We start from the raw sequence: 23,032 nt of genomic DNA on the forward strand, positions 1-23,032 counted from the left end.
CTGCGAAGTGCGCGCTGAATGTCTGGCCTACGCGCTGGCGTCCGCGGAGGGCGAGCATCGACGCCGACGGCAGCACGTCCCGCACCAGGTCCACGTGGCCCGGATCGTCGGCCGCCTGGTCCCCCTTGACCTGGACCTGCGTCAGGCTGGGCATCGCCCGGCCGTCGGCGGCGAGCTCCACCGGGTCGAGGCCGAGATCGCGGGCGAAGGCGTTCAGCGTGCCCTTCGCCAGGTTCTCCACGTCGTAGACGATCTGCGACCAGACGGCCTCCAGCGAGCGCTGGACGCTCTCCGGCAGCTCCGCCATGTATTTCTCCAGCTGGGCCTGGGTCTTCAGGGTGGCGATCGCGTTCTCGTACGGCTGGCGGATCTCGGCCACCCGCGCCGCCACGATCCCGGCCACCTCGCGTCCGAGGAAGGTGTTGGCCACCGCGCCCGCCCTGCGCCGGCCGGTCAGCTCGGCGAGCTCGGTCAGCTCGGCGTCCACCCCGGCGAGCCGGGCGGCGACGTCGCCCTCGTCGTCCGATCCCGCGGCGAGGTCGTCCTTGGCCCCGGCGGTCAGCGCGCCCAGCACCGACAGGGCGGCGGCGACCACGGTGGCGCCCCGCGCGGACTCCCTGCCCTCGGCGAAGCCCCGCAGGTGCCGTTCCAGCGCGTCCATGCCGCTACGTGCCCGCAGCGAGTCCGCGCGCTCCGGCCGGCCCTCCCGCCGCTTGGCGGCGGCGGCCTCGGCGAGCTTGGCGCTCACCGGGATCCAGGGCGCCGAGAGCAGCGGGCCCAGCGTCGCCGCCCGGGCCGGGTTGTCCGCCACGGCCTGGGTGACGAAGGCCCTCAGCCGGGCCTTGTTCTCCTCCTGCAGGCTCTGCCAGTTGGCCGAGTCCTCGACCTTGGTCAGCACGAACGCGATCGCCTGGACCCGCTCGGCGGCCTCGGCGAGGAACTCCAGCTCGTGCCGGAGCACCGGCTGGTCCTGCGCGCTGAGCGTGAAGAGCAGGGCGTCGGCCCGCTGGAGCATGGCGACGGTGACCTGCCGGTGCCCCACGGTCAGGCTGTCCACCCCCGGGGTGTCGAGCAGCCGCAGGCCGTCCAGGAGCGGGCTGTCGAGGGTGATGTCCACGCTGACCACGTCACGGCGTTTGCCGGCGTCGCCGCGCATCGAGGCGTAGTCGGGGATCGACTCGACGGTGATCGGGAGTTGGACCGGCCCCTTGTCGGTGCTGCGGTGCACGACGGCGGTCAGCGCCGGGCCGCGGCGCAGGGACAGGAAGCAGTTGGTGGCGACGTCGGCGTCGACGGGCAGCAGGTCGGGGTGGCCCACCAGCGTGTTCAGCAGGCGGCTCTTGCCCCGTTTCTGCGCCCCGGCGACCACGATGTCGGTGCACTCGTCCTTCCAGCGGCCCGCGCACGCGGCCAGTACCTCCGCCAGGTCCTGCCTGCCGCACCGGCCGGCCAGCGCGTGAACCTCGTTGGCGTAGCGGAGCAGCCGGGCCACCGGGCCGTCCGGGTCGGGGGTCGTCATGATATGTGCCGTCTCTCCGGTCGAAGGGATGAATGAGTGAGGGAAGGGGCCGATGAGGTGCCTGTCAGGGGCCGTCCCGGTGGTGGTGCGCCCAGACGGCCTCACAGGCGTCGCAGAGGGCCTCCGCCGCCCGGCGCTGCCGCAGGGAGAGCGGCCGGTGGGTGAGGACGCGGAACCGGGCGCCCAGGGCGGCGGCGTAGCCGGCGATCTCGGCGCCCGGGGTGCCCGGGGGCGCGCCGAGCTGGGTCGCCAGCTCGGCGCCGGTGAGCAGGAGCTCCATGGCCCGCCGGTCGCCGGCCGGGACCATCGGGGCTGGGCCCTGTGGAAGCCCGCCGACCACGAGATGACCTGGCAGGCCCCCTGGGGCCGCGGCTTCCCCGGCTGGCACATCGAGTGCTCGGCCATGTCGCTGCGCTTCCTCGGCGAGCGCGTCGACGTGCACACCGGCGGGATCGACCTGCGCTTCCCGCACCACGAGGACGAGCGCGCCCAGTCCGACGCCGCCGCCGGGCGCGAGGTGGTCGAGCACTGGGTCCACGGCGAGCACCTGCTGTTCGACGGGCGCAAGATGGCCAAGTCCACCGGCAACGTGGTCCTGCTCCAGGACGTGGTCGAGGCGGGCCTCGACCCGCTGGCCGTACGGCTGGCGCTGCTGGAGCACCGCTACCGCCAGCAGATGAACCTCACCTGGGACACGCTCCGGGCCGCCGACAGGACCCTGCGGCGCTGGCGCTCGCACGTCGCCGAGTGGTCGGAGTCGCCGAGCCGCCCGATGCCCGCCGGGCACGTCTCCCGGATCGAGGCCGCCTTCGACGACGACCTCGACACCCCGCTGGCCCTGCGCCTGCTGCGCGAGCTGGAGCGCGACGGCTCGATCGCCCCCGGCTCCCGGTTCGAGGCGTTCCTGCACCTGGACCAGATCCTCGGCCTGGACCTGTCGGCCGACATCGGCAGGTCCAGGAGCCTGCCGCCGGGCGCCGCCGAGCTGCTGGAGCGGCGCCTGCGGGCACGCGAGGCCGGAGACTGGGCCGTCTCCGACCGCCTCCGCGACGACCTGGCCGACCTCGGCGTGCGGGTCGCCGACACCCCGCAGGGCCAGACCTGGTCGTAGCCGGGTACGGCGGGCGGCGCCCCCGCCGGGCAGCGACCCCGGCGGGTGGCGGGCACCTTTCCGGCGGGCCGGGGGGCGGCGGGCACTGCGGGTACGGCGGGCACCTTTCCGGTGGGACGGGGGCGGATCGCGGTTAATGTCGGTGGCGGCCGATAGCGTCCCGGTCATGAGTGAGACTGGCGTTGTCGTACGGCCTGCCACGGTTGCCGACCTGGAGGGAGTGGTGGCCTGCAGTTCCGCGCTCTTCACCGAGGACGCCGGGGCCCGTGACTCCACCCTGAACGTCAACTGGCCCGCCGAGCGGGGCCCGGCCTGGTTCGCCGAGGCCCTGGCCGACCCGGGGCGCCTGGTGATGGTCGCCGACGACGGCGGCCGGACCGTCGGTCACCTGACCGGCTCGGTCTCCGGGCCCACCCCGATGCGTCCGGTCACGGTGGCGACGCTGGGCAGCGTCTACGTGCGGCCCGCCTACCGCGGCCAGAAGATCGGGGCCGGCCTGGTGGAGCAGTTCAGGGCGTGGGCCCGCCACCGCGGGGCGCAGTACGCCGGGGTGACGTCCTACGCCGGCAACGAGGCGGCCGTGCGCTTCTACGAGCGCAACGGCTTCGCGGTGCGCTCGGTGGTCCTGGAGACGGCGCTGTGACCCGGGGCCGCCGCCGGTCCCGGCCGGCCGCGTGCCCGGCCGGGGATCCCGCCCTCCGGCGGGCCGGTCATCACGTGGTGGTCGTGGAGATCCCCGGCCGGTAAGCCGGAAGCGGTGTTTCCCCCTCCTCGGTGCTGCCAAACTTGATCGAGCACGCCGCATAGGAGGTCTTTGTGAGGTTCCGGCCGTATGCCTGGATGCCCCGGCCACTCAAGTGGTCCGCGCGGGCGCTGACCGTCCTCGTGGTGCTCGGTGTGGTCCTCGCCGGAGCGGGCGTGTGGACCGTGCGCGCGTCCTTCCCGCAGCTCGCGGGGGAGCTCAAGGTGGACGGCCTAGCCAAAAAAGTCACCGTATACCGGGATAAAACGGGTATTCCGCATATCTATGCCGACTCCCCCGACGACCTGTTCCTCGCCCAGGGCTACGTGCACGCGCAGGACCGGTTCTTCGAGATGGACTTCCGCCGGCACGTGACGGCCGGGCGGCTGTCGGAGATGTTCGGCTCGGCGACACTCGTCGAGGACAAGGTCATCCGGACCATGGGCTGGCGCAGGGTGGCCGAGGCCGAGCTGCCGATGCTGACCGAGCAGACCCGGCGCTACCTCGACGCCTACGCCAAGGGCGTGAACTCCTGGATGGACCGGAACCCGGGCTTCGCCGGCAGGAGCCTGGAGTACGCGGTCCTCAAGCTCACCAACTTCGGCTACCAGCCCGAACCGTGGACCCCGGTGGACTCCCTCTCCTGGCTCAAGGCCATGGCCTGGGACCTGCGCTCCAACATGTCCGACGAGATCGGCCGGGCGCTGGCGGCCAGCAGGCTGCCCCGCGAGCGGGTGGAGCAGCTCTGGCCCGGCTACCCCTTCGACACCCACCAGCCGATCGTCACCCAGGGCTCGGTCACCGGCGACGGCTTCGACCAGGACACCGAGCCCGGCCAGGACACCGGAGCGGGCCGGGACACCACCACGCGGCCGGACACCGGCGCGCTGACCCGGGCGGCCGAGGCCATGCGCGCGGTGCCGAGCCTGATGGGCGACCCCAAGGGCGGCAACGGCATCGGCTCCAACTCCTGGGTGATCGGCGGCAGGCACACCACGTCGGGCAAGCCGCTGCTGTCCAACGACCCGCACCTGTCGGCCGGGATGCCCTCGGTCTGGTACCAGACCGGGCTGCACTGCCGCACCAAGAGCGCCGCCTGCCCGTTCGACGTCACCGGATTCTCCTTCTCCGGCGTGCCCGGCGTGATCATCGGGCACAACGACAAGATCTCCTGGGGTTTCACCAACCTGGGCCCCGACGTCGCCGACCTCTATCTGGAGCGGGTCAAGGACGACTCCTACCTGTTCACCGGCTCCTGGAAGCCGCTCACCACCAGGGTCGAGACGATCAAGGTCGCCGGCGGCGACCCGGTCCGGCTCAAGGTCCGCGAGACCATGCACGGCCCGATCCTCTCCGACGTCATGGAGAGCGTGAAGGAGACCTTGCCCGGCGCGGCGACCGCCTTCCAGGAACAGGCCGACGCGGTCGCGCTGAAGTGGACGGCCCTGGAGCCCGGCCGGACCGCGGACGCGATCTTCTCGCTCAACTCGGCGCAGGACTGGCAGCAGTTCCGGGCGGCGGCGAGCCGGTTCGACGTGCCCGCGCAGAACCTGATCTACGCCGACACCCGGGGCAACATCGGCTACCAGGCGCCGGGCCGGATCCCGGTGCGGGCCCGGGGCGACGGCACCTGGCCGGTGCCGGGCTGGACCGGCGAATACTCCTGGCAGTCGACCATCCCCTTCGACGAGCTGCCCAGCGTCTACAACCCGCCCGAGGGCTACATCGTGACCGCCAACAACGCGGTCGTCGACCCCGAGCGCTACCCGCACCTGCTCACCAAGGACTGGGCGTACGGCTACCGCTCCCAGCGCATCCTGGACCGCCTCCAGAGCGAGCTCAGGAAGGGCAAGGTGGACGTGGCGACGATGGGCAAGGTGCAGCAGGACACCCACAACGGCTTCGCCCAGTTCCTGGTGCCCAAGCTGATGGACCTCAAGGTGGCCGGCGCCTCCGGGGACGCCCGTGAGCTGCTGCGCTCGTGGGACTACTCCCAGAGCGCGGGATCGAGCCCGGCGATGTACTTCAACGCCGTCTGGCGGCACCTGCTCATCGAGACCTTCAACGACGACCTGCCGGAGAGCGCCTGGCCGGGCGGCGGCGACCGCTGGTTCGAGGTGGTCCGCGTCATGCTCGACGATCCCGGCGACCCGTTCTGGGACGACGCCCGGACCGAGGCGGCCGAGACCCGCGACGACATGCTGCGGCGGGCCATGGCGATGGCCTACGACGAGCTGAGCGCCACCCTCGGCCCGGACCCCAAGTCCTGGCACTGGGGCGACCTGCACTCGCTGGAGCTGGTCAACCAGACCTTCGGCACCTCCGGGATCGCCCCGATCGAGTGGCTGTTCAACCGGGGCCCGTTCCCGGTGGGCGGCAACGACGACGCGGTCAACGCCGCCGGTTGGGACGTCCAGAAGGACTACACGGTGGGCTGGCTGCCGTCCATGCGGATGGTCGTCGACCTGGCGGACCTGGACAGGTCCCAGTGGGTCAACCTGACCGGCGCGTCGGGCCACGCCTTCCACGACAACTACTGGGACCAGGCCCCGCTGTGGGCCGACGGGAGGACCGTCCCCATGCTCTCGAGCGAGGGAGCGGTCAAGAACGCGGCCAGGAACGTCCTGACCCTCGTCCCCTGACGGCGAGGGGCTTCGGCGGCCGGACCCCGCGGATCACGTGGGCCCGCCGGCCGTCGGGCCCCGCGGGTCCGCAGGTCGCGGGGCCCGCAGGGCATGGGGGCCGCAGGGCCTACAGGTCCGCGCGGGCCCGGCCGGCGGGCCTCAGGAGGCTGCCTTCCGCACCCACCAGGGCGATCTGCGGGGATAGTTTCCGTCCTCCAGGTCCGCCAGCCGCTCGAAGACGTTCCACGAGGCCTGGTGCCCACAGATCAGGACGGAGACGACCACCGCGACGACGTACAGCGGGAGCATCGGCAGGCCGACGCAGGCCATGTATTGGGAGGCGTGCCGGTCCTCGTGCCTGAGCAGGTCACCGGCCAGGTAACCCTCCTCGTGCCGGGTCAGCACCACGTTGCCGAGGGTGAACGCCCCGGCGACCGGGAAGGGGATGCGGTAGCCGTGGGCGAGGAGCAGCCCGCCGGGTCCCGCCGTCACCCGGGCCCGGCCGAGGCGCGCCACCAGCAGCCCCAGCGGTGTGGACAGGTTCACGTAGTTGAGCGTCCGCCGTATCCGGTGCATCCGCCGCATATCGGGATTGTGCGCTATCGGGCCGGGCCGTGGTAGGGGTCGTCGCTCCGCGCCGGAGCCGGTCCGGACCCGGCCGGGGACGGCTGGGGACCGTACGGGCGCTGCGCGAGCAGCCACGCCCCGCCGCCCGAGGGGGAGAGCAGGACGCCCGCCAGGACCGCGATCAGGCCGCCGTAGAGGTAGACGTAGCCGGACGGGTCGTTGGCGATGACCACGTCGCCCTCCGGGCTGCCGCCCAGCCAGATCAGCGTGATCGCCATCCAGCCCGCCCCCGGGGCCAGGGCGGCCAGCTTGCCCCTCATCGCCCGCCCGGCGCCGTAACAGGCCGCGGCCAGCAGCACGGCCCAGCCGATCGCCGAGACCGGGACGGGCCGGGCGTACCACGAGTGCTGGAAACCCCCGACGACCCCCGCCACGAGGCCGGCCAGGACCAGCACGGCGTACGCCGCCGCGGTGACCGCCGCCGCCGGGGGCCGCTGTGCCTGTCGGTCCTGCTCCATCACAACCATCGAGGCTAGTGGATCCCGGCGAAGAGGTCGGCTTCGCGGTCGTACGGCTCGCCGAGCCCCCCGACTTCGAGCGGCGCCCCCGGGCCGGCGGGCCCGGGCACCCCGGAGCGCAGGATGAAGTGCTCCACCGCGAGCGCCTCCTGGCCGATGTTGTTGGACAGGGCGAACCAGGGCGCCGCCACGCTGATCTGGGTGGCGTGCGCCCGCATCGCGTCGAGCTTGCGGCCGACGTAGGGCCGGCCGTCGATCTCGGTGGTGATGTCCTCGTCCGCGCAGCCGAACGGCAGGTCGTCGACGGCGTCCTCGGCCAGGAACCCCACCCCGGCCTCACGGATCGCCTCGGCCGCCCGGCGCATCGTGGACCTGGCCGTCGCGGTGAAGTAGAACTTGGCGATCCGCCACGGCCGACCCTCCCCGAACGCCGGGTCGGCGGCCAGCTCGAAGGCCCGCCAGGAGACGCGGTGGGCCTGGATGTGGTCGGGGTGACCGTAGAAGCCGTTCTGGTCATAGGTGACGAGGACCTGGGGCCGCACCTCGCGGATGACCTTGACCAGCTCCCCGGCCGCCTCGTCCAGGTCGGCCTGCCAGAAGGCGTTGTCGCGGTGGTTGGAGGCGACACCCATCATGCCGGAGTCACGCCAGCGGCCAGGACCGCCCAGGAAGCGGTGGTCGGTGACGCCGAGCGCCTCGCAGGCCGCGGCCAGCTCGCCGATGCGGTGCTTGCCCAGGGTGTCGTCCCGGTCGGCGGCCAGGTGGGCCAGCTCCGGCGGGATGACTTCGCCCTCCTCGCCGAGCGTGCAGGTCACCAGCGTGACCTGGGCACCCTCGGCGGCGTATCTGGCCATGGTCGCACCGCTGCCGATCGTCTCATCGTCTGGGTGGGCGTGCACGAGCAGCAGGCGCCGGTCATTCATGCCTTCGAGGGTATCCGGGCCCTTGTGTACAAGGTGATGTGGACCGCCCCGAACACCCGGGTCCGCCCCTTGGTGAACTCCCGCTCCAGCGCCTTCAGCGTCGGGTAGCCGGTCCATTTGGGGCCGTTGAGCCGCCGCGAGACCACCCACACCCGGCGGGAGTCCGGACCGGGCGGCCCCAGCCTCCGGTACGGCTCGCCGTACACGGCGACGAACAGCCGGAAGCGCTCGGGCACGTAGAGCAGCGCGTCGCCGGGCCGCTGCTCGGCGCTCAGCACGGCCGCCAGGGTGCGCAGGTCGTCAGGGCGGTTGGCGGGGGCGCGGACGGCGAGGTGGGCGCTCGTGGAGAGCACCGCCAGGGCGGTGAGGGCCGCCCAGCTCGCCGGGGCGCGGCCGAGCGCGGCCAGACCGGCTCCGGCCAGCAGGGCCAGACCCGGGACCGCGAAGAGGACGTAGCGCGGGCTGTAGACCGGGTGGACCTGCGAGATCAGCAGTGACAGCACCACCGGCAGGACCGCCCAGGGCAGCGCCACCCACACCAGCGACGGCCGTCCGGGAGCCGTCCCGGGCGGCGGCGTGCCCTCCGACACCTGCCCGGGGGCCGTCCCGGGCGGGCGCGCACCTCCGGGCTCCGGCCCGCGGACCGCCCCGGCCACCGGCCCCTTGCCGCCCCCGCCCGTCCCGGCCCGGCCGGCGGGCCGTACCCCGCGCCAGATCCCGAACAGGACGAGGGCGATCAGCGCGGCCAGGAACAGGGCGGGCAGCAACGGTGCGGCCCACGCCGCGTCGCCGCCGGCGATGTCCACCCCGAGCTGCCCCAGGCCGTCGAGGCCCGGCACCTTCAGCCAGAACAGCTGCTCCTCCCGCTGCCCGGCCGCGATCAGCGCGAGCGGCGCGAGCAGCGCCCCGGCCCCGGCCAGCGACGCCAGCCACGGGACGATCTCCGCGCGCCTGCGGACCACGACGCAGGCGTGCGCGGGCAGCAGGAGCAGGGCGTAGAGGTGGAACCAGCCGAGCAGCGCGATCAGCAGGCCGTAGCTGGCGTACCGGGACCGGCGCTCGCCGAGCAGGACCCAGGTGGCCGCGACCGCCACCGCGCTGACCAGGGCGTAGCTCCGCGCCTCCTGGCCGTAGCGGCTGACCATGGGCAGCAGCGCGTAGACCAGCCCGGCCAGCAGGCCCACCCGCGGGGTGGCCAGCTTCCGCCCGATGGCCGCGATCCCGAACGCCGCCCCGGCGACCCCGAGCGCGGAGGGCAGCCGGGCCGCGGCCTCCCCGCCGAAGGCGGCGAACGGCCTGAGCATCAGGTAGTACAGCGCGTGCACGGCGTCGATGTCGTCGAGCAGCCGCCACAGCTCGTCGAACGGCATGGTCGCGGCCAGCACGCTCACCGACTCGTCCCGCCAGAACGACGGGGTGCCGATCCCCCAGAGCACGGACACGAACGCCAGCACGGCAGGTGTCCCCGGAGAGCGGGCGATTCGCGCGGTGAGTGTCACCTGCCCAAGTTTCTCCTAAGACATCTGTTGCTCAAGCCGCCGTCGAGAACCTCGGGACGAGACATGGAACTGGCAAGATGACTGGTATGAGTGAGAGTTTCCCTCGTCTGCAGGCCAGGACCCGCCGGTTCACCCTCGGCGTGCCCCGTGGCTTCACCATCGCTCCGGGTGGCGACCGCGTCGTCTTCCTCCGGACGAAGAGCGGTTCCGACCCGGTCACCTGCCTGTGGGAGTTCGACGTCGCCGGCGGCAAGGAGCGGCTGATCGCCGACCCGCGCGCCCTGGCCGTGGACGAGGACGACCTGCCGCCGGAGGAGCGGGCACGGCGCGAGCGCAGCCGGGAGCAGGCGGGCGGCATCGTCGGCTACAGCACCGACACCGCGGTGACCACGGCGGCCTTCGCCCTCTCCGGCGGACTCTACGTCGTCGACCTGAAGACCAAGCACATGCGGCGGCTGAAGACGCCCGGCCCGGTGATCGACCCGCGGGTCTCCCCCACCGGCGAGCACGTCGGCTACGTGACCGGCGGCGCCTTCCACGTCCAGGACCTCGAGGACGAGATCGACCACGTGCTGGCCCGCCCCGAGTCCCCCGAGGTGACCTACGGCCTGGCCGAGTTCATCGCCGCCGAGGAGCTGAACCGCATGCGGGGCTACTGGTGGTCCCCGTCCGGCGACGCGGTGCTGGCCGAGCGGGCCGACGAGTCGCCGGTCGCGAGGTGGCACATCGCCGACCCGGCCAACCCCGCCCGCCCCGCCACCGAGCAGCGCTATCCCGCCGCCGGCACGGCCAACACCCGGGTCGAGCTGTACATCCTGTCCCTGGACGGCTCCCGCACTCCCGTCCCCTTCGAGGACGAATACCTGGTCACCGCCTCCTGGGACGCCCACGGCCTGACGATCGTCACCCTGTCGCGCGACCAGCGGACCATGCGCCTGCTCAAGGTCGACCCGGCCACGGGCCGCTCCACGACCGTCCGCGAGGACACCGACCCCGCCTGGCTGGACGTCGTCCCCGGCGTGCCCGGCCACCTGTCCGACGGCACGCTGGTCTGGGCCGCGAGCAGCGACGGGGGCCACCGTCTGATCATCGGCGACGAGCCCGTCACGCCCGCCACGCTCCAGCTCCGCGAGGTCGTCGACATCGACGGCGACGCCGTGCTCTTCCGGGCCAGCGGCGAGCCCACCGAGGTCGCCCTGTGGGCCTACAAGGACGGCCGGATCACGCTGGTCAGCCCGGCCGAGAGCGGTGTCTACAGCGGCCACACCGCCGGCGGCACCCTGGTGGTCACCGGCCAGACCCTCGGCGACGAGGGCTCGGCGACCCGCGTCTTCCACCACGGCAAGCCCCGGGGCCACATCGCCTCCTACGCCGAGCGGCACGGCCTGGACCTGCGGGTCTCCCTCATCCGCGCGGGCGGGCGCGACCTGTCCACCGCCGTGCTCTTCCCGGCGGGGCACGTGCCCGGCTCGGCGAGGCTGCCGGTCCTCATGGACCCCTACGGCGGGCCGCACGCCCAGCGGGTCCTGGCCGCCTCCGGCGCCTACCTGACCAGCCAGTGGTTCGCCGACCAGGGCTTCGCGGTGATCGTGGCCGACGGCCGCGGCACCCCGGGCCGCGGCCCCGAGTTCGAGCGGGCCGTCCTGCACGACCTGGCCACCCCGCCCCTGGAGGACCAGGTGGACGCCCTCCAGGGGGCCGCCGAGCGCTTCCCCGACGACCTGGACCTGTCCCGGGTCGGCATCCGTGGCTGGTCCTTCGGCGGTTTCCTCGCCGCCCTGGCCGTGCTCCGCCGCCCGGACGTCTTCCACGCGGCCGTCGCCGGGGCGCCGGTGACCGACTGGCGCCTCTACGACACCTGCTACACCGAGCGCTACCTCGGCCTGCCCGAGGAGGGGCACTACGAATCGTCGTCGCTGTTCGCCGACGCCGAGAAGCTGGACCGCCCCCTCCTGCTGATCCACGGCCTGGCCGACGACAACGTGGTCGCCGCCCACACCCTCCGCCTGTCCTCCGCGCTCCTGGCGGCCGGCCGCCCGCACAACGTCCTGCCGCTGTCCGGTGTCACCCACATGACCCCTCAGGAGGTCGTGGCCGAGAACCTGCTCCTGCTCCAGGTCGACTTCCTCAGGAAGGCCCTCGCCTGAACCCGGCGCCATCGGGCGCGATCAGCGTGATCTGAGGGGACGGACCGTGGAGGACACGGGCCGTCCCCTCAGTCCGTGAAGGGACGCGTCCCGGGACGGCGGGCGCGGAAAGCGCTTCCTCCACGATGGTCGGCCCGGTCCCGTTCATGACCGCCACCAGCGCTTGGAGCCGCTTGGGAGGACCTGTCGATGATCAGCGCCGGGAGGCCGGCGCGACCACAGGTCGGCCACAAGTCGTCTCCGTAACTTTGCTGAGGCCGGGTCCCCGGAGCCGTCGGCGTCGCGCCGTCGCGCCGGGACCGGCCCTCTCCACGGATCCGGGAGAACGGATCCGGCGACCGCCGGCAGGCGGCCGTCCCGGCCGGTCCGGGCCCCGCGGAGAGCAAGGACGGCGCAGGCAGTGAGGACGTGAGCAAGTCCATGAACGAGGGTGAACTCCCCGGCGGGGACCGTTTCCTGCTCGGAGACGTCGCCAGGGCGGCCCTGGCGCGGACGGCCGCCCAGGCCGCCGGGGCGCCGCGCGCCGCGGCGGCGGACGGGGCCGGGAGCACGGCGTCCCGGGTGTCTCCGGGAGCGGAGGCCGTCGCCGGCTGGGAGATCCGTCCCGGCACGCCGTGGACCTATGTCACCCCTGTCACCCCCGCGGGCTCGGCCTCCCGGGCGCAGGGCTGGAAGCTGCACGTCTCGGCGACGCCGCTGTCGGCCCCCCTGGTGCTGACCCGGGTGGTCGAGGTGCTGGGCCGCCACCGGTGCGCGTTCAAGTTCGCCTCCGACCTTGAGGAGCTGGTCAGGCTCATCTCCCGGGAGACGGGCCGCGGGTCGGTCGGCAAGTTCGTCACGGTCTACCCGCCCGACGACCCGACCGCCGTGGTGATCGCCGAGGAGCTGCACGCCGCCACCTACGCCCTGCCCGGACCGCCGGTCCTGTCCGACCGCCCCTACCGGCCGGGGAGCCTGGTGCACTACCGCTACGGGGTGTTCTCCGCCCCGAGCGAGCTGGGCAACGACGGCACCTACGCCTCGCGGCTGACGGCGCCCGACGGCACCCGGGAGCTGGACCAGCGCAACGCGTGGTACTCGCCCCCGGCGTGGGCGACCTGCCCGTTCGAGTCGAGGCAGGCGCCGGCGGCGCCGGCCGGCCCGGTGCTGCTCGGCGACCGGTTCGTGGTGCGCCGGGCGATCCGGCACGGCGCCAAGGGCGGTGTGTTCCTGGCCGAGGACCGGACCGGGGGCGGCGAGGTGGTGGTCAAGCAGGCCCGCCCGCACCTCTGCGCCTCGACCGACGGGCGCGACGTGCGTGACCTGCTGCGCCACGAAGCGCACATGCTCGAACTGTTCGCACCGCTGGGCGTCACGGCGCGGAAGGTGGCCTTCTTCGAACAGGACGGCAACCTCTTCCTGGCGCAGGAACTCCTGGCCGGGACCGTGCTGAGCGCCTGGGTCGGCGAGCAGCGCCACGTCACCTCCGACCGGGACCGGCACGACACCGTCCTGCGCCTGGCCCGGAGTCTGGTGGCGCTGGTCTCCACCGTGCACGGCCAGGGGTATGTGCTGCGTGACCTGACGCCGAACAACATCATGGTCACCCCCGAGCTGGAGTGCCGGCTGATCGACCTGGAGCTGGCCGCCGTCCCCGGCACCCCCGTCCAGCGGAACTTCACCCTCGGCTACGCGGCCCCCGAGCAGGTCTCCGCCCCCAGGCACTCCCCCGCGCCCGGAGCGGCCGTCGACCTGTTCGCGCTGGGCGCGACGCTGTACTTCCTGTCCACCGGATCCCAGCCGACGCTGCTGGAGGACAGACCGCTCGGAGCACGCTCGCGCGATCGGCGGCTGGAGACGCTGGTGAGCGTCGTCGGCGCCGGTGATCCCGTGGCGACGGCGCTGGCGCCGCTGCTGCTCGGCCTGATGGCGGAGGCTCCCGAGCGGCGCTGGGAGCTGCGGCGGGTGGAGGAGTTCCTCGCGGCGGCGGCGGCCGCCGCCCCGGCCGGGACGCCGGACGCCTACCGCCTGGGCGTCCCCGAGCAGGACCGGCTGCTGAACGACGGCATCGCCCACACGCTGCGGACGATGTCGCCGGAGGCCCTCGCCGACCCCGGGACGCGGGGCAGCCTGTGGCCCACTTCCGGGTTCGGCTCGAACGCCGATCCGTGTGCCGTGCAGTACGGCTCGGCGGGAGTGCTCAGCCTGTTCGCCTCGGTGCTGGAGACCTCGGCGCTGGAGACCTCGGAGTCGGAGACCTCGGAGTCGGAGTCGGAGTCCGGCCGGGCGGTCCCCCCGGCGTCGCGGGACGAGGTCCGCAGGGGCCTGCGTCAGGCGGCGGACTGGACGGCGCGCCGTCTGGCGAATGAGCACCGGCCCTCGCCGGGGCTGTACTTCGGCCGGGCCGGGATCGCGTGGAGCCTGTACGAGGCGGGCCGCGCGCTCGGCGACGAGGCGCTGCGCGGGGCGGGCGTCGAGACGGCCCTGGCCCTGCCGGTCAGCTGGCCGAACCCGGACGTGTGCCACGGCCTGGCCGGGACGGGACTGGCGCTGCTGCACCTGTTCCGGGCCACCGGCGACACCCGCTTCGCCGACCGGGCCGGGGAGTGCGCCGACACCCTGCTGAAGGCGGCGCGGCACACTCCCGGCGCCGTGCTGTGGCCCGTCCCCGACGACTTCGACTCCGCGCTGGCGGGGGCGGTGCACTACGGCTTCGCACACGGCGTCGCGGGGGTCGCGACGTTCCTGCTGGCCGCCGGGACCGCGCTGGGGCGCGAGGACTGCCTGGAGACGGCCGTGACGGCCGGGGAGACGCTGCTGGCCGCGGCCGAGTACCGGGACGGGGCGGCCTGGTGGCCGCAGTCCCCGGACGGCGGCGACCGGATCCCCCACTGGTGCAGCGGGTCGTCGGGGGTGGGCACGTTCCTGCTCCGCCTGCACGCGGCCACCGGTGACCCGCGCCTGCGGGAGGCCGCCGAGAGCGCCGCCCGCGCGGTGCACGCACGGCGCCTGGTCTCCGGCACCGCGGCCTGCCACGGCCTGGCCGGTGACGGCCAGTTCCTCCTGGACCTGGCCGACCTGCTGGACGAGCCGGTCTACCGCGAGCGGGCCGAGGAACTGGCCGGGGTCCTGTGGAGCCGGGCCGTCGTCCGTGACGGGCTGCTGGTGGTGCCGGACGAGGAAGGGACCGCGGTGACCATCGGCTGGAACACCGGGCTGGCCGGCATCCTGGACTTCCTGCACCGGCTCCGGCACGGCGGGCCACGCCCCTGGATGGCCGACGCCCCCGGCGGCGACCTCCGCGGCGGTCCGGTCCGATGAGCCAGACCGTCACCGGGGCGGGCGAGAACCGCCCGCCGGATGTCCCGCGGATCAACTTCCGCTTCTCCGGGCGCGGCCGGTACGCCGCCTGCCTCACCCGGCTCGGCCACGGCCGCCTCACCGCGGAGATGTGGGACCTCGCCGACGCCCGGCCGCGGCCGCGGCCGCTCCGCACCCGCGCCGGCGAGACCTCGTTGAGCCTGCCGGTGCCCACCGAGGGGGGCGACCTGCTGCTGTGCCGCCTCGGGCCTGGCGAGCATCGCCTGACGCTGGTCACCGCGGCGCCGTACGGGGCGGAGAGCGCCGCAGAGCACGAGGTGGGCGTCCTGCGCGGCAACGGGGTCAGGATCGTCGCGGGCACGGCCCGGGGGACCGCCGCCCTGGCGTTCGGCGCCGGCGCCGACGGGCGCACCACCGTGTGGCGCCTGTCCGGACGGGCGGAGCGGCCCGAACCGGTCGCCGAACTGCCCTACCTCCTCAGCGGCGGGATCTGGCTCGACGGGGCCGGCCACCGCCTGGCCCTGACCACCGTGGGGCCGGGGCCGGCGACCGTGGTCCTGGACACCTCACGCGGCACCTTCACCTCCCCGGCCGGGCCCGCGGGCGACGAGCGTCTCCTGCTGGCGGCGCCCGGTCCGGGCGTGCTGCTCACCGCCGCGCACCGCGACGGCGCCTACCGCCTCGGCGTCCGCCACCGCGACGGCGAGGGGCCCACCCGCTTCCCCGAGCGGCTCAACGCCGTGGAGGGCGTGGTGACGCCGCTGGCCCTGGATCCGGCGGGACGGCGGCTGGCCCTCGCGGTGACCCGTCGCACCCGCTCCCACCTCCTCCTGCACGACCTGGTGGAGGACACCGCCGTCGAGGTCGGCCTCCCGGCCGGGACGCTGTACCCGGCGGCCCACTGGGGCCCCACCGGCCTGCACGTGATCCACAGCGCGCCTGACCGCCCGCCGGGCTTCGTCAGGGTGGACGGGTGCGGCCGGCCGCGGTTCCTTCCCGTCGGGGAGGACCACGCGGCCCGGCTGGAACCGGCCCGTGTCCGGTCCTACGCCGGCGCGGCGGGCCCCGTCGAGGCGATCGTGTACGGCGACCCGGCCACCAGCCGCCTGGCCGTGCTCGCGCTGCACGGCGGCCCCGAGGACGCCTGGCACTTCGCCTTCGACCCGCTCTTCCAGCGCCTGGCCGCCGCGGGCGTCGCCGTGGTCGCGCCGAACCAGCGCGGCAGCACGGGGTACGGCGCCGCCCACCGTGAGGCCGTCCACGGCGCGTGGGGCGGACCCGACCTCGCCGACATCCTCCAACTGGGCCGCGCCCTGGCCGCCGCCCGCGGGCCGGACAGGCCGCGGGTGATGCTCTACGGCGCCAGCTACGGCGCCTACCTGGCGCTGCTGGCCGCCGCCGCTCAGGCCGACCTGTGGTCCCGTGCCGCGGTCGTCGCGCCTTTCCTGTCGGGGCGGGAGCTGGCGGAGGACGGGCCGGCGCCGGTCCGTGCCCTGCTGGAGCGGCTCGGCGGACAGGCTGAGATCGACGACGACCTCGGCCCCCGCGACCTGCTACGGCTGGCCGGCCGCATGCGGCTGCCGCTGCTCATCGTGCACGGCGACGACGACCCGGTCATCCCGGTCGGCCATTCCCGCCGGCTGTACGCCCGGTTACGCGGAGCCCGCGGCCAGGTGACCTACCTGGAGGTCCCCGGCGGCGGTCACGACCCGCAGCACGACACCCGGGACGGCGCCGTTCTCGGCCGCATCGTCGACTTCCTCGGCACCGGGCCGCCCCCCGGCCGCTGACCGGACATCCGCGTCCCGTACGGCCTGGCAGGCCGTGGACGCGCCACGAGCCCGGCCGGCGCACACCCGGCGTCCCGCCCCGCGTCAGCGCGGCGGGGACGTCCGGCGCCGGCCGTGAAAAAGGGCTGCCGTAAAGGACGGCGGCCCGGTCATCACCATCGAGAAAGGAAACGCCATGGAGCTCAACATCGCCGCTCTGGACATGCTTCCCGCCACCGAGGAGGCCGGCCTCCAGCAGTGCCGGATCACCTGCGGGGAGACCTGCTCCGACCCGTGGAGCCCCACCTGCGGCGTCACCGGCGGCGCCCCCACCTGGTAAAACGCTCGCACCGCGGATGCGGTGAGCACCAAATAGATCACTGAGTGAGGCCCGGGGCACGCGCCCCGGGCCTCACCACGGGGCGGCGGACTCACCGCCGCCGCCCCGCCGCGGACACCCGCCCCCCCGGTCGCCCGGCCACCGCCGGGAACCGCCCGGCGGCCGACGACCGCGGCGGCAACGGATACGTCCCGGAGGGAGACGATGTCAGATCAGGCACCGGGCGGCCCGCCACAGCAGGTGACGCGCGCAGACGCCGACCGCCTCCTGGCGTCCGCCGCACGCCGGGCGTGGGCGCCGCTGGCGGTGGCCGCGGTGGCCGACATCGTGGCCACCGCGGCCGCGCTGGCCCTGCCCGCCGTACTCGCCGCCGCCGTGGACGGGGTCCTGTCCGGTCAGGGCGGACAGACCGCCTGGCCGCTCGCGCTCGTCCTGGCGGCCGCGGTGTGCGCCGAGGTCGTGGGCGTGCCCGCCGGCGCGGCCTCCACCGCGTCCGCCACGTCGGCCCTGCGGCTGCGCCTCACCGCCCACCTCCTCACGCTCGGAGCCGTCGGGACCCGCCGCCATCCGGCCGGGGAGCTGGCGAACCGCCTGGTGAGCAACACCGCCAGCACCGGTTACTTCCCCCTGACGCTGCTGGGCACGGCGACCGGGCTCGTCACCTCGGCCGGCGGCGTGGTCGCGCTGCTGATGACCGACTGGCGGGCGGGCGTCGCCTTCCTGGCCGCCGCGCCCATCGCGCTGATCATCGTACGGACCTTCGTCACCCGGGTCTCCGGGCTCTACGGCCGCTACCAGGAGGCGCAGGGCCGGCTGGCCACCCGCCTCACCGACGCCCTGGCCGGCATCCGGACGGTACGCGCCTCGGGCACCGCCGGCCGTGAGATCGCCCGGGTGCTCACCCCCCTCGCGGACCTGTCCAGCGCCGGGCGGGCCCTGTGGCGCGCGCAGGCGCGCGGCGTGTGGCAGATCGCCCTGCTGCCGCTGGTGGAGCTGCTGGTCCTCGCCGTGGCCGGATTCGGCGTCACGGACGGCCGTCTGGAGCCGGGACAGCTCCTGGCCGTGGCCGGCTACACCGCCCTCGGTCTGACCTTCATCGAGCAGGTCGACGGGCTGATGGGGCTGGCCCACGCCCGCTCCGCGGCCCGGCGGGTGGGGGAGGTGCTGACCCTGCCCTCCCCCGTCCCCGGCACCCGCCCGCTGTCCTCGGGCCCCGGGGCCCTGTCGTTGCGCGGCGTCACCGTGACCCGCGAGGGCACCCCGCTCCTGGACTGCGTCGACCTGGAGATCCCCGCCGGAGCGCTGACCGCCCTCGTCGGGCGTTCCGGGGCGGGCAAGACCACGCTGGCCCTGCTGGCCGGGCGGCTGATGGACCCCGACCGGGGGCAGGTGCTGCTCGACGGGCAGCGCCTCACCGACATCCGGCCGGACGCCCTGCGCGGTGCGGTCGCCTACGCCTTCGAACGCCCCGTGCTCCTCGGCGGCGACATCGCCTCGGCCATCGCCTACGGCAGGCCCGAGCTCGACCGCGACGCCGTCCGGCGGGCCGCGCGCGCCGCGCACGTGGACGAGGTCGTCTGCCGTCTCCCGGACGGTTACCGGACCCCCGCCGACACCGCCCCGCTGTCCGGCGGCGAGCTCCAGCGCCTGGGCCTGGCGCGCGCCCTGGTACGGCGGGCCCGCCTGACCATTCTCGACGACGCCACCTCCAGCCTCGACACGGTGACCGAGGCCCAGGTGGCCCGCACCCTGCTGGAGGGCATGCGGGGGTCCACCCGGCTGGTCATCGCCCACCGCACCACCACCGCCGCCCGCGCCGACCTCGTCGTCTGGCTGGACGACGGCCGGATCCGCGCCCAGGGCACCCACCGGACGCTGTGGCGGGACCCGTCCTACCGCGCCCTGTTCGCCTCCGGCACCGGACCGGTCGACGGCGGACCGGCCGACGCCCAGCTCACCGGCAGCAAGTCGACCAGCGGCGGACCGCCCGACGCCCACCCCACCGACGGCGGACCGGCCGACGGCGGACCGGCTGACACCCACCCCACCGACGCCGGACCAGCCCACGGCGGACCGGCTGACACCCACCCCACCGGCACCGAGTCGACCGGCGGCGGACCGGACTGCGGCGGACCGGCCAGCGGCTCGCCGGGGACGGAGGAAACGTGCCCGGCCCGTCTGTGACCCGCCCGCGGCCTGATCCCGGCGGCGTGGCCGCCCGCACCGCGACGGGGGCCCCGGCAGCGGACCGGTCCGTCGCCGCCGGGCTCAGGCTGCTGTCGGCGCTGCTGCGCGGCCGCAGGCGGCCTCTCGCCGCCGCCATGGCCTGGTCCTTCGTCGAGGCCGGTCCGGCGTGGCTGTCCGGGCTGTTCGTCGCCGCCGCCGTCGACCGTGGTTTCCTGGCCGGAGACCCGGGCGCCGGCCTGGCCTGGCTCGCCCTTCTCGGGGCCGCGATGCTGCTGCGAGCCGTGGCCACGCGGCTGATGTTCCCCCATCTGGCCGCGGTGGTGGAGCCGCTACGCGACGACCTCGTCACCGCCGTCGTCACCGCCACCGTCACCCGCGCCGCCCACGGCGGCGGACCGCCCGACACCGCCGCCGTCAGCCGCCTCACCGAGCAGGTGGAGACGGTGCGGAACCTCGTGTCAGCGCTGCTGCGGAGCAGCCGCTCGCTGGGCGTCTCCCTGCTCGCCGTGCTCGGAGGGCTGCTGCTGCTGTCCCCTGTGGCCGCGGCCGTCGTCGCCGTACCCGTGCTCGTGGCGCTGGCCGTGTTCGCCAGGACGCTGCGCGTGCTCGTGGTCCGCCAGCGCGAGCTCGTCCTCGCCGGCGAGGCGCTCACCGCCCAGGCCACCCCGATCCTGGCCGGACTGCGCGACATCGCCGCCTGCGGGGCGCAGTCCCAGGCGTACGCCACCGTGGAGACCGCCGTCACCGCCCACGCCACGGCCACCCGGGCGCTGGCCTGGGCCGGTCTGGGCCGGCGGCTCGTCGTCACGCTCGGCGCGCACGTCCCGCTGCTCGGCCTGCTGGTCGCCGCCCGGCCGCTGACAGAGAACGGCCGGCTCAGCGCCGGAGAGGTCGTCGGAGCGATGACCTATCTGGCCACCGGTCTCGATCCGGCCCTGCGCTCGCTCACCGGCACCGTCGGCGGCTGGGGCGTGGCGCTCGCCGTCACGCTGCGCCGGATCGCCGAGACCGTCACCGTGCACGCCGTCCCCGCCCCGCCCGACGGCACCGTCCCACCCGAGGACACCGCCTCCCCCGCCCGCGCCGCCCCACCCGGTGGCACCGCCCTGTCCGGTGACATCGTCCCGCCCGGTGACACCGTCCCGCCCGGTGACACCGCCGCCCCGGACGGGTACGGGCTGCGGGCGGAGCGGCTGAGCTTCGCCTACGCGCCGCAGGCCACCCCCGTCGTGCGCGACCTCGACCTCACGGTCGCCGAAGGCGAACACCTGGCCGTGGTCGGCCCCAGCGGCATCGGCAAGTCCACACTGTCCATGCTGTTCACCGGGCTGAGCCGGCCCACCGGAGGGGAGATACGGCTCGGCGGGGTCCCGCTCCGGACGATGGCCGGACACGAGCTGCGGGCCATGGTGGCGCTCGTGCCGCAGGAGGCGTACGTCTTCACCGGGACGGTCCGGGAGAACCTCGCCTACCTCTGCCCCGCCGGGACCGCGGACGTCAGGCTGCGCGGGGCGGCGGAGGCGGTGGGCGCCGGCGCGCTCGTCGAACGGCTCGGCGGCCTCGACGCCGTGATCGACGGACCGTCCACGCTGTCGGCCGGCGAGAGACAGCTCATCGCCCTGGCCCGCGCCTACGCCTCCCCGGCCCGCCTGGTCGTCCTGGACGAGGCCACCTGCCACCTCGACCCGGCCGCCGAGGCGGCGGCCGAGACGGCGTTCGCGGCCAGGCACGGCACCCTGATCGTGATCGCGCACCGGATCAGCTCCGCGCGCAGGGCGCAACGCGTCCTCCTGATGGACGGCGCCACCGTGCTCACCGGCTCCCATCATGACCTGGCGGCCCGATCCCCCCTGTACGCCGTCATGGTCGGCCTGTGGCAGCACGACCACGGCGCCCCGTCCATGAACGGTTGACGGCTCCCGGGAGGGGCCGGCCGCCCCCGGCACCCGCGCCGGGGGCGGCGCGGGCGAGGGCCACCGTCTTACTTGGACGTGCCGTGCCAGCTGCTCCACAGCGCCGCGTAGGAGCCCTCGGCCGCGACGAGCTCTTCGTGGGAGCCGAGCTCGCTGATCCGGCCGTCCTCGACCACCGCGACCCGGTCGGCGTCGTGCGCCGTGTGGAGGCGGTGGGCGATGGCGATCACGGTGCGGCCGTCGAGCACGGCGGCCAGCGACCGTTCCAGGTTGCGCGCCGCCCTGGGGTCGATCAGCGAGGTGGCCTCGTCCAGCACCAGGGTGTGCGGGTCGGCCAGGACCAGGCGGGCGAGGGCGAGCTGTTGCGCCTGGGCGGCAGAGACCGGCTCGCCGCCGGAGCCGACGGCCGTGTCCAGGCCGCCGGGCAGCGCCTCGACCCACTCCAGGGCGTCCACGGCCGACAGCGCCGCGCGGACCTGGGAGTCGTCCGCGTCGGGGCGGGCGATCAGCACGTTGTCGCGCAGGGTGCCCCGGAACACGTGGTGCTCCTGGGTGACCAGGGCGACGTGACCGCGCAGGTCGTCCAGCGGGAGCTCGACCAGGGGGGTGCCACCGACCGTGACCGCGCCGCTGCGCGGGCCGTGAATGCCCGCGAGCAGGCGGCCCAGCGTGGACTTGCCCGCGCCGGACGGGCCGACCATCGCCAGCCGCTCCCCGGGCTGGACCACCAGGTCGATGCCGTGCAGCACGTCGTGGCCCTCGCGGTAGGCGTAGCGGACGCCGCTGGCCCGCAGCTCCTCTCCGTCGGGAGTGCCGGGACCGGCCTCGCGGTCGTCCGGCACCTCGGCGACCCCCAGCAGGCGGGCCATGGAGGCCCCGCCGACCTGGAGCTCGTCGATCCACATGAGCAGCCGGTCGAGCGGGTCGATGAGCTGCTGCACGTAGAGCGTGGCCGCGGTGACCTGCTCCAGCGAGACCCAGCCCTGGATGTAGAACATGCCGCCGATGACGAGCGTCGCCACGATCGGGATCACGTAGCCGAGCTCGACCGCCGGGAACCAGACCGTGCGCAGCCCCAGGGTGTAGCGTTCGGCCGCCCACGACCGGGAGATGTCGGTGTCGGTGCGGCGGTGCCGCCGGGCCTGCAGGCCCAGAGCCTCCACCGCGCGGGCGCCGCCGACCGTCTCGGCCAGGCCGTCGGTCATGTCCGCGTAGGCGGCGCTCTCGCGCAGGTAGCCGTCCCGGGCCCGCTTGAGGTACCACCGGGTGGAGATCCACAGGATCGGCGCGGCCAGCAGCGAGGGCAGCGCGAGCAGCGGCCCCACCACCAGCAGCGCGCCGACGGTGATCACGCAGGTGACCAGCGCGATCAGCGTCTCGGGTACGGCGTGCCGTACCGTGCGCGACAGCGCGTCCACGTCCCGCGAGGTCCGGGTGATGAGGTCGCCGGATCCGGCGCGCTCGACCGTGGACAGCGGCAGGCCGAGCACCCGGCCGACGAACTCCTCGCGCAGCTCGGCGAGGACCTTCTCGCCGAGCCTGGAGGAGGCGTAGACCGCGGCCCTGACCAGCACCGCCTGCGCGACCAGGAAGCCGCCGATGGCCAGCGCCACCATGGTGACGTCGACCCCGGTGCCGTCGTGCACCCCCTGGACCAGCCGGCCCAGCAGCCACGGCACCGCCAGGCCCGCGACGGCGGCCAGGCCGTGCAGGCCGAGCGCCACCGTCAGGTCGCGGGGGTATTTCAACGTGAGCCTGCGGGCGTACGCCCGGACCTGCGCCTGGTCGGCGACGGGCAGGATCTGCCTGCTCATGCCTTCTCCTCCGCCCGCCACCCGGAACCTGTGCTCACACGATCACGACGCTCTTCCGC

The 23,032-nt window shown here is 74.7% G+C and carries 16 protein-coding genes; 9 read left to right on the plus strand and 7 right to left on the minus strand.

Annotated elements, in window-relative coordinates:
* Both ACWDS7_RS16445 and ACWDS7_RS16450 read right to left on the minus strand, forming a co-directional pair.
* A partial coding sequence (locus ACWDS7_RS16445; RefSeq protein ID WP_451929978.1) for a dynamin family protein occupies positions 1-1,519 on the minus strand: 1,519 nt, incomplete at its 3' end.
* A 64-nt stretch (positions 1,520-1,583) separates the two neighbouring features.
* Positions 1,584-1,799, minus strand: a complete 216-nt coding sequence (locus ACWDS7_RS16450) for a hypothetical protein (RefSeq protein WP_451929998.1) — start codon at positions 1,797-1,799, stop codon at positions 1,584-1,586.
* Here ACWDS7_RS16450 and ACWDS7_RS16455 point away from each other — a divergent pair.
* The 3 genes from ACWDS7_RS16455 (at position 1,761) to ACWDS7_RS16465 (ending at position 6,014) form a co-directional block, all read left to right on the plus strand.
* Complete coding sequence (locus ACWDS7_RS16455) at positions 1,761-2,630, plus strand: CysS/YqeB C-terminal domain-containing protein (RefSeq protein ID WP_451929997.1); 870 nt, start codon at positions 1,761-1,763, stop codon at positions 2,628-2,630. The genes ACWDS7_RS16450 and ACWDS7_RS16455 overlap by 39 nt on opposite strands.
* Positions 2,631-2,796: 166 nt before the next feature.
* Positions 2,797-3,273 (plus strand): N-acetyltransferase family protein, encoded by a 477-nt coding sequence (locus ACWDS7_RS16460; RefSeq protein WP_451929979.1) that lies wholly within the window; start codon positions 2,797-2,799, stop codon positions 3,271-3,273.
* A gap of 197 nt (positions 3,274-3,470) precedes the next feature.
* A complete protein-coding gene (locus tag ACWDS7_RS16465; RefSeq protein ID WP_451929980.1) occupies positions 3,471-6,014 on the plus strand; it encodes a penicillin acylase family protein in 2,544 nt (847 codons plus the stop codon).
* A gap of 141 nt (positions 6,015-6,155) precedes the next feature.
* Here ACWDS7_RS16465 and ACWDS7_RS16470 read toward each other — a convergent pair whose 3' ends face one another.
* From ACWDS7_RS16470 to ACWDS7_RS16485, 4 genes are read right to left on the minus strand one after another with little or no spacing between them, the layout of a single operon-like run.
* Positions 6,156-6,581 (minus strand): hypothetical protein, encoded by a 426-nt coding sequence (locus ACWDS7_RS16470; protein ID WP_451929981.1) that lies wholly within the window; start codon positions 6,579-6,581, stop codon positions 6,156-6,158.
* Positions 6,582-6,595: 14 nt separating this feature from the next.
* Positions 6,596-7,081, minus strand: coding sequence for a DUF6113 family protein (locus tag ACWDS7_RS16475; protein ID WP_451929982.1), 486 nt, complete (start codon positions 7,079-7,081; stop codon positions 6,596-6,598).
* 14 nt (positions 7,082-7,095) lie between these two features.
* Complete coding sequence (gene mshB, locus ACWDS7_RS16480) at positions 7,096-8,004, minus strand: N-acetyl-1-D-myo-inositol-2-amino-2-deoxy-alpha-D-glucopyranoside deacetylase (RefSeq protein ID WP_451929983.1); 909 nt, start codon at positions 8,002-8,004, stop codon at positions 7,096-7,098.
* Positions 8,001-9,458, minus strand: a complete 1,458-nt coding sequence (locus ACWDS7_RS16485) for a hypothetical protein (protein ID WP_451929984.1) — start codon at positions 9,456-9,458, stop codon at positions 8,001-8,003. The genes mshB and ACWDS7_RS16485 overlap by 4 nt, the downstream gene beginning before the upstream one ends.
* Before the next feature lie 131 nt (positions 9,459-9,589).
* Here ACWDS7_RS16485 and ACWDS7_RS16490 point away from each other — a divergent pair, with 131 nt between their 5' ends.
* From ACWDS7_RS16490 to ACWDS7_RS16515, 6 genes are all read left to right on the plus strand, one after another.
* Positions 9,590-11,650 carry a prolyl oligopeptidase family serine peptidase gene (locus tag ACWDS7_RS16490; RefSeq protein WP_451929985.1) on the plus strand — a complete coding sequence of 687 codons (2,061 nt, stop codon included), beginning with the start codon at positions 9,590-9,592 and terminating at the stop codon, positions 11,648-11,650.
* Between the two features lie 408 nt (positions 11,651-12,058).
* Positions 12,059-14,950, plus strand: coding sequence for a class IV lanthionine synthetase LanL (gene lanL / locus ACWDS7_RS16495; RefSeq protein ID WP_451929986.1), 2,892 nt, complete (start codon positions 12,059-12,061; stop codon positions 14,948-14,950).
* Positions 14,947-16,740 carry an alpha/beta hydrolase family protein gene (locus tag ACWDS7_RS16500; protein ID WP_451929987.1) on the plus strand — a complete coding sequence of 598 codons (1,794 nt, stop codon included), beginning with the start codon at positions 14,947-14,949 and terminating at the stop codon, positions 16,738-16,740. The genes lanL and ACWDS7_RS16500 overlap by 4 nt, the downstream gene beginning before the upstream one ends.
* Positions 16,741-16,915: 175 nt before the next feature.
* Entirely contained in the window at positions 16,916-17,059 is a 144-nt protein-coding gene (locus ACWDS7_RS16505) for an ALQxL family class IV lanthipeptide (protein WP_451929988.1), read from the plus strand.
* A 204-nt stretch (positions 17,060-17,263) separates the two neighbouring features.
* Positions 17,264-19,243: an ATP-binding cassette domain-containing protein gene (locus tag ACWDS7_RS16510; protein ID WP_451929989.1), complete on the plus strand. Its 1,980-nt coding sequence runs from the start codon at positions 17,264-17,266 to the stop codon at positions 19,241-19,243.
* Complete coding sequence (locus ACWDS7_RS16515) at positions 19,225-21,159, plus strand: ATP-binding cassette domain-containing protein (RefSeq protein WP_451929990.1); 1,935 nt, start codon at positions 19,225-19,227, stop codon at positions 21,157-21,159. The genes ACWDS7_RS16510 and ACWDS7_RS16515 overlap by 19 nt, the downstream gene beginning before the upstream one ends.
* A 68-nt stretch (positions 21,160-21,227) precedes the next feature.
* On the opposite strand, the gene ACWDS7_RS16520 is transcribed toward ACWDS7_RS16515, so the two are convergent.
* Positions 21,228-22,973, minus strand: a complete 1,746-nt coding sequence (locus tag ACWDS7_RS16520) for an ABC transporter ATP-binding protein (RefSeq protein WP_451929991.1) — start codon at positions 22,971-22,973, stop codon at positions 21,228-21,230.
* Positions 22,974-23,032: the final 59 nt, after the last annotated feature.

It is taken from the genome of Streptosporangium sp. NPDC003464, assembly GCF_053588315.1.

Bases quoted from the DNA above. Each gene is read 5' to 3' on its own strand.
- ACWDS7_RS16450 (WP_451929998.1), bottom strand. From the start codon at position 1,799: ATGGAGCTCCTGCTCACCGGCGCCGAGCTGGCGACCCAGCTCGGCGCG.
- ACWDS7_RS16460 (WP_451929979.1), top strand. From the start codon at position 2,797: ATGAGTGAGACTGGCGTTGTCGTACGGCCTGCCACGGTTGCCGACCTG.
- ACWDS7_RS16465 (WP_451929980.1), top strand. From the start codon at position 3,471: ATGCCCCGGCCACTCAAGTGGTCCGCGCGGGCGCTGACCGTCCTCGTG.
- ACWDS7_RS16470 (WP_451929981.1), bottom strand. From the start codon at position 6,581: ATGCGGCGGATGCACCGGATACGGCGGACGCTCAACTACGTGAACCTG.
- ACWDS7_RS16475 (WP_451929982.1), bottom strand. From the start codon at position 7,081: ATGGAGCAGGACCGACAGGCACAGCGGCCCCCGGCGGCGGCGGTCACC.
- mshB (WP_451929983.1), bottom strand. From the start codon at position 8,004: ATGAATGACCGGCGCCTGCTGCTCGTGCACGCCCACCCAGACGATGAG.
- ACWDS7_RS16490 (WP_451929985.1), top strand. From the start codon at position 9,590: ATGAGTGAGAGTTTCCCTCGTCTGCAGGCCAGGACCCGCCGGTTCACC.
- ACWDS7_RS16500 (WP_451929987.1), top strand. From the start codon at position 14,947: ATGAGCCAGACCGTCACCGGGGCGGGCGAGAACCGCCCGCCGGATGTC.
- ACWDS7_RS16505 (WP_451929988.1), top strand. From the start codon at position 16,916: ATGGAGCTCAACATCGCCGCTCTGGACATGCTTCCCGCCACCGAGGAG.
- ACWDS7_RS16510 (WP_451929989.1), top strand. From the start codon at position 17,264: ATGTCAGATCAGGCACCGGGCGGCCCGCCACAGCAGGTGACGCGCGCA.
- ACWDS7_RS16520 (WP_451929991.1), bottom strand. From the start codon at position 22,973: ATGAGCAGGCAGATCCTGCCCGTCGCCGACCAGGCGCAGGTCCGGGCG.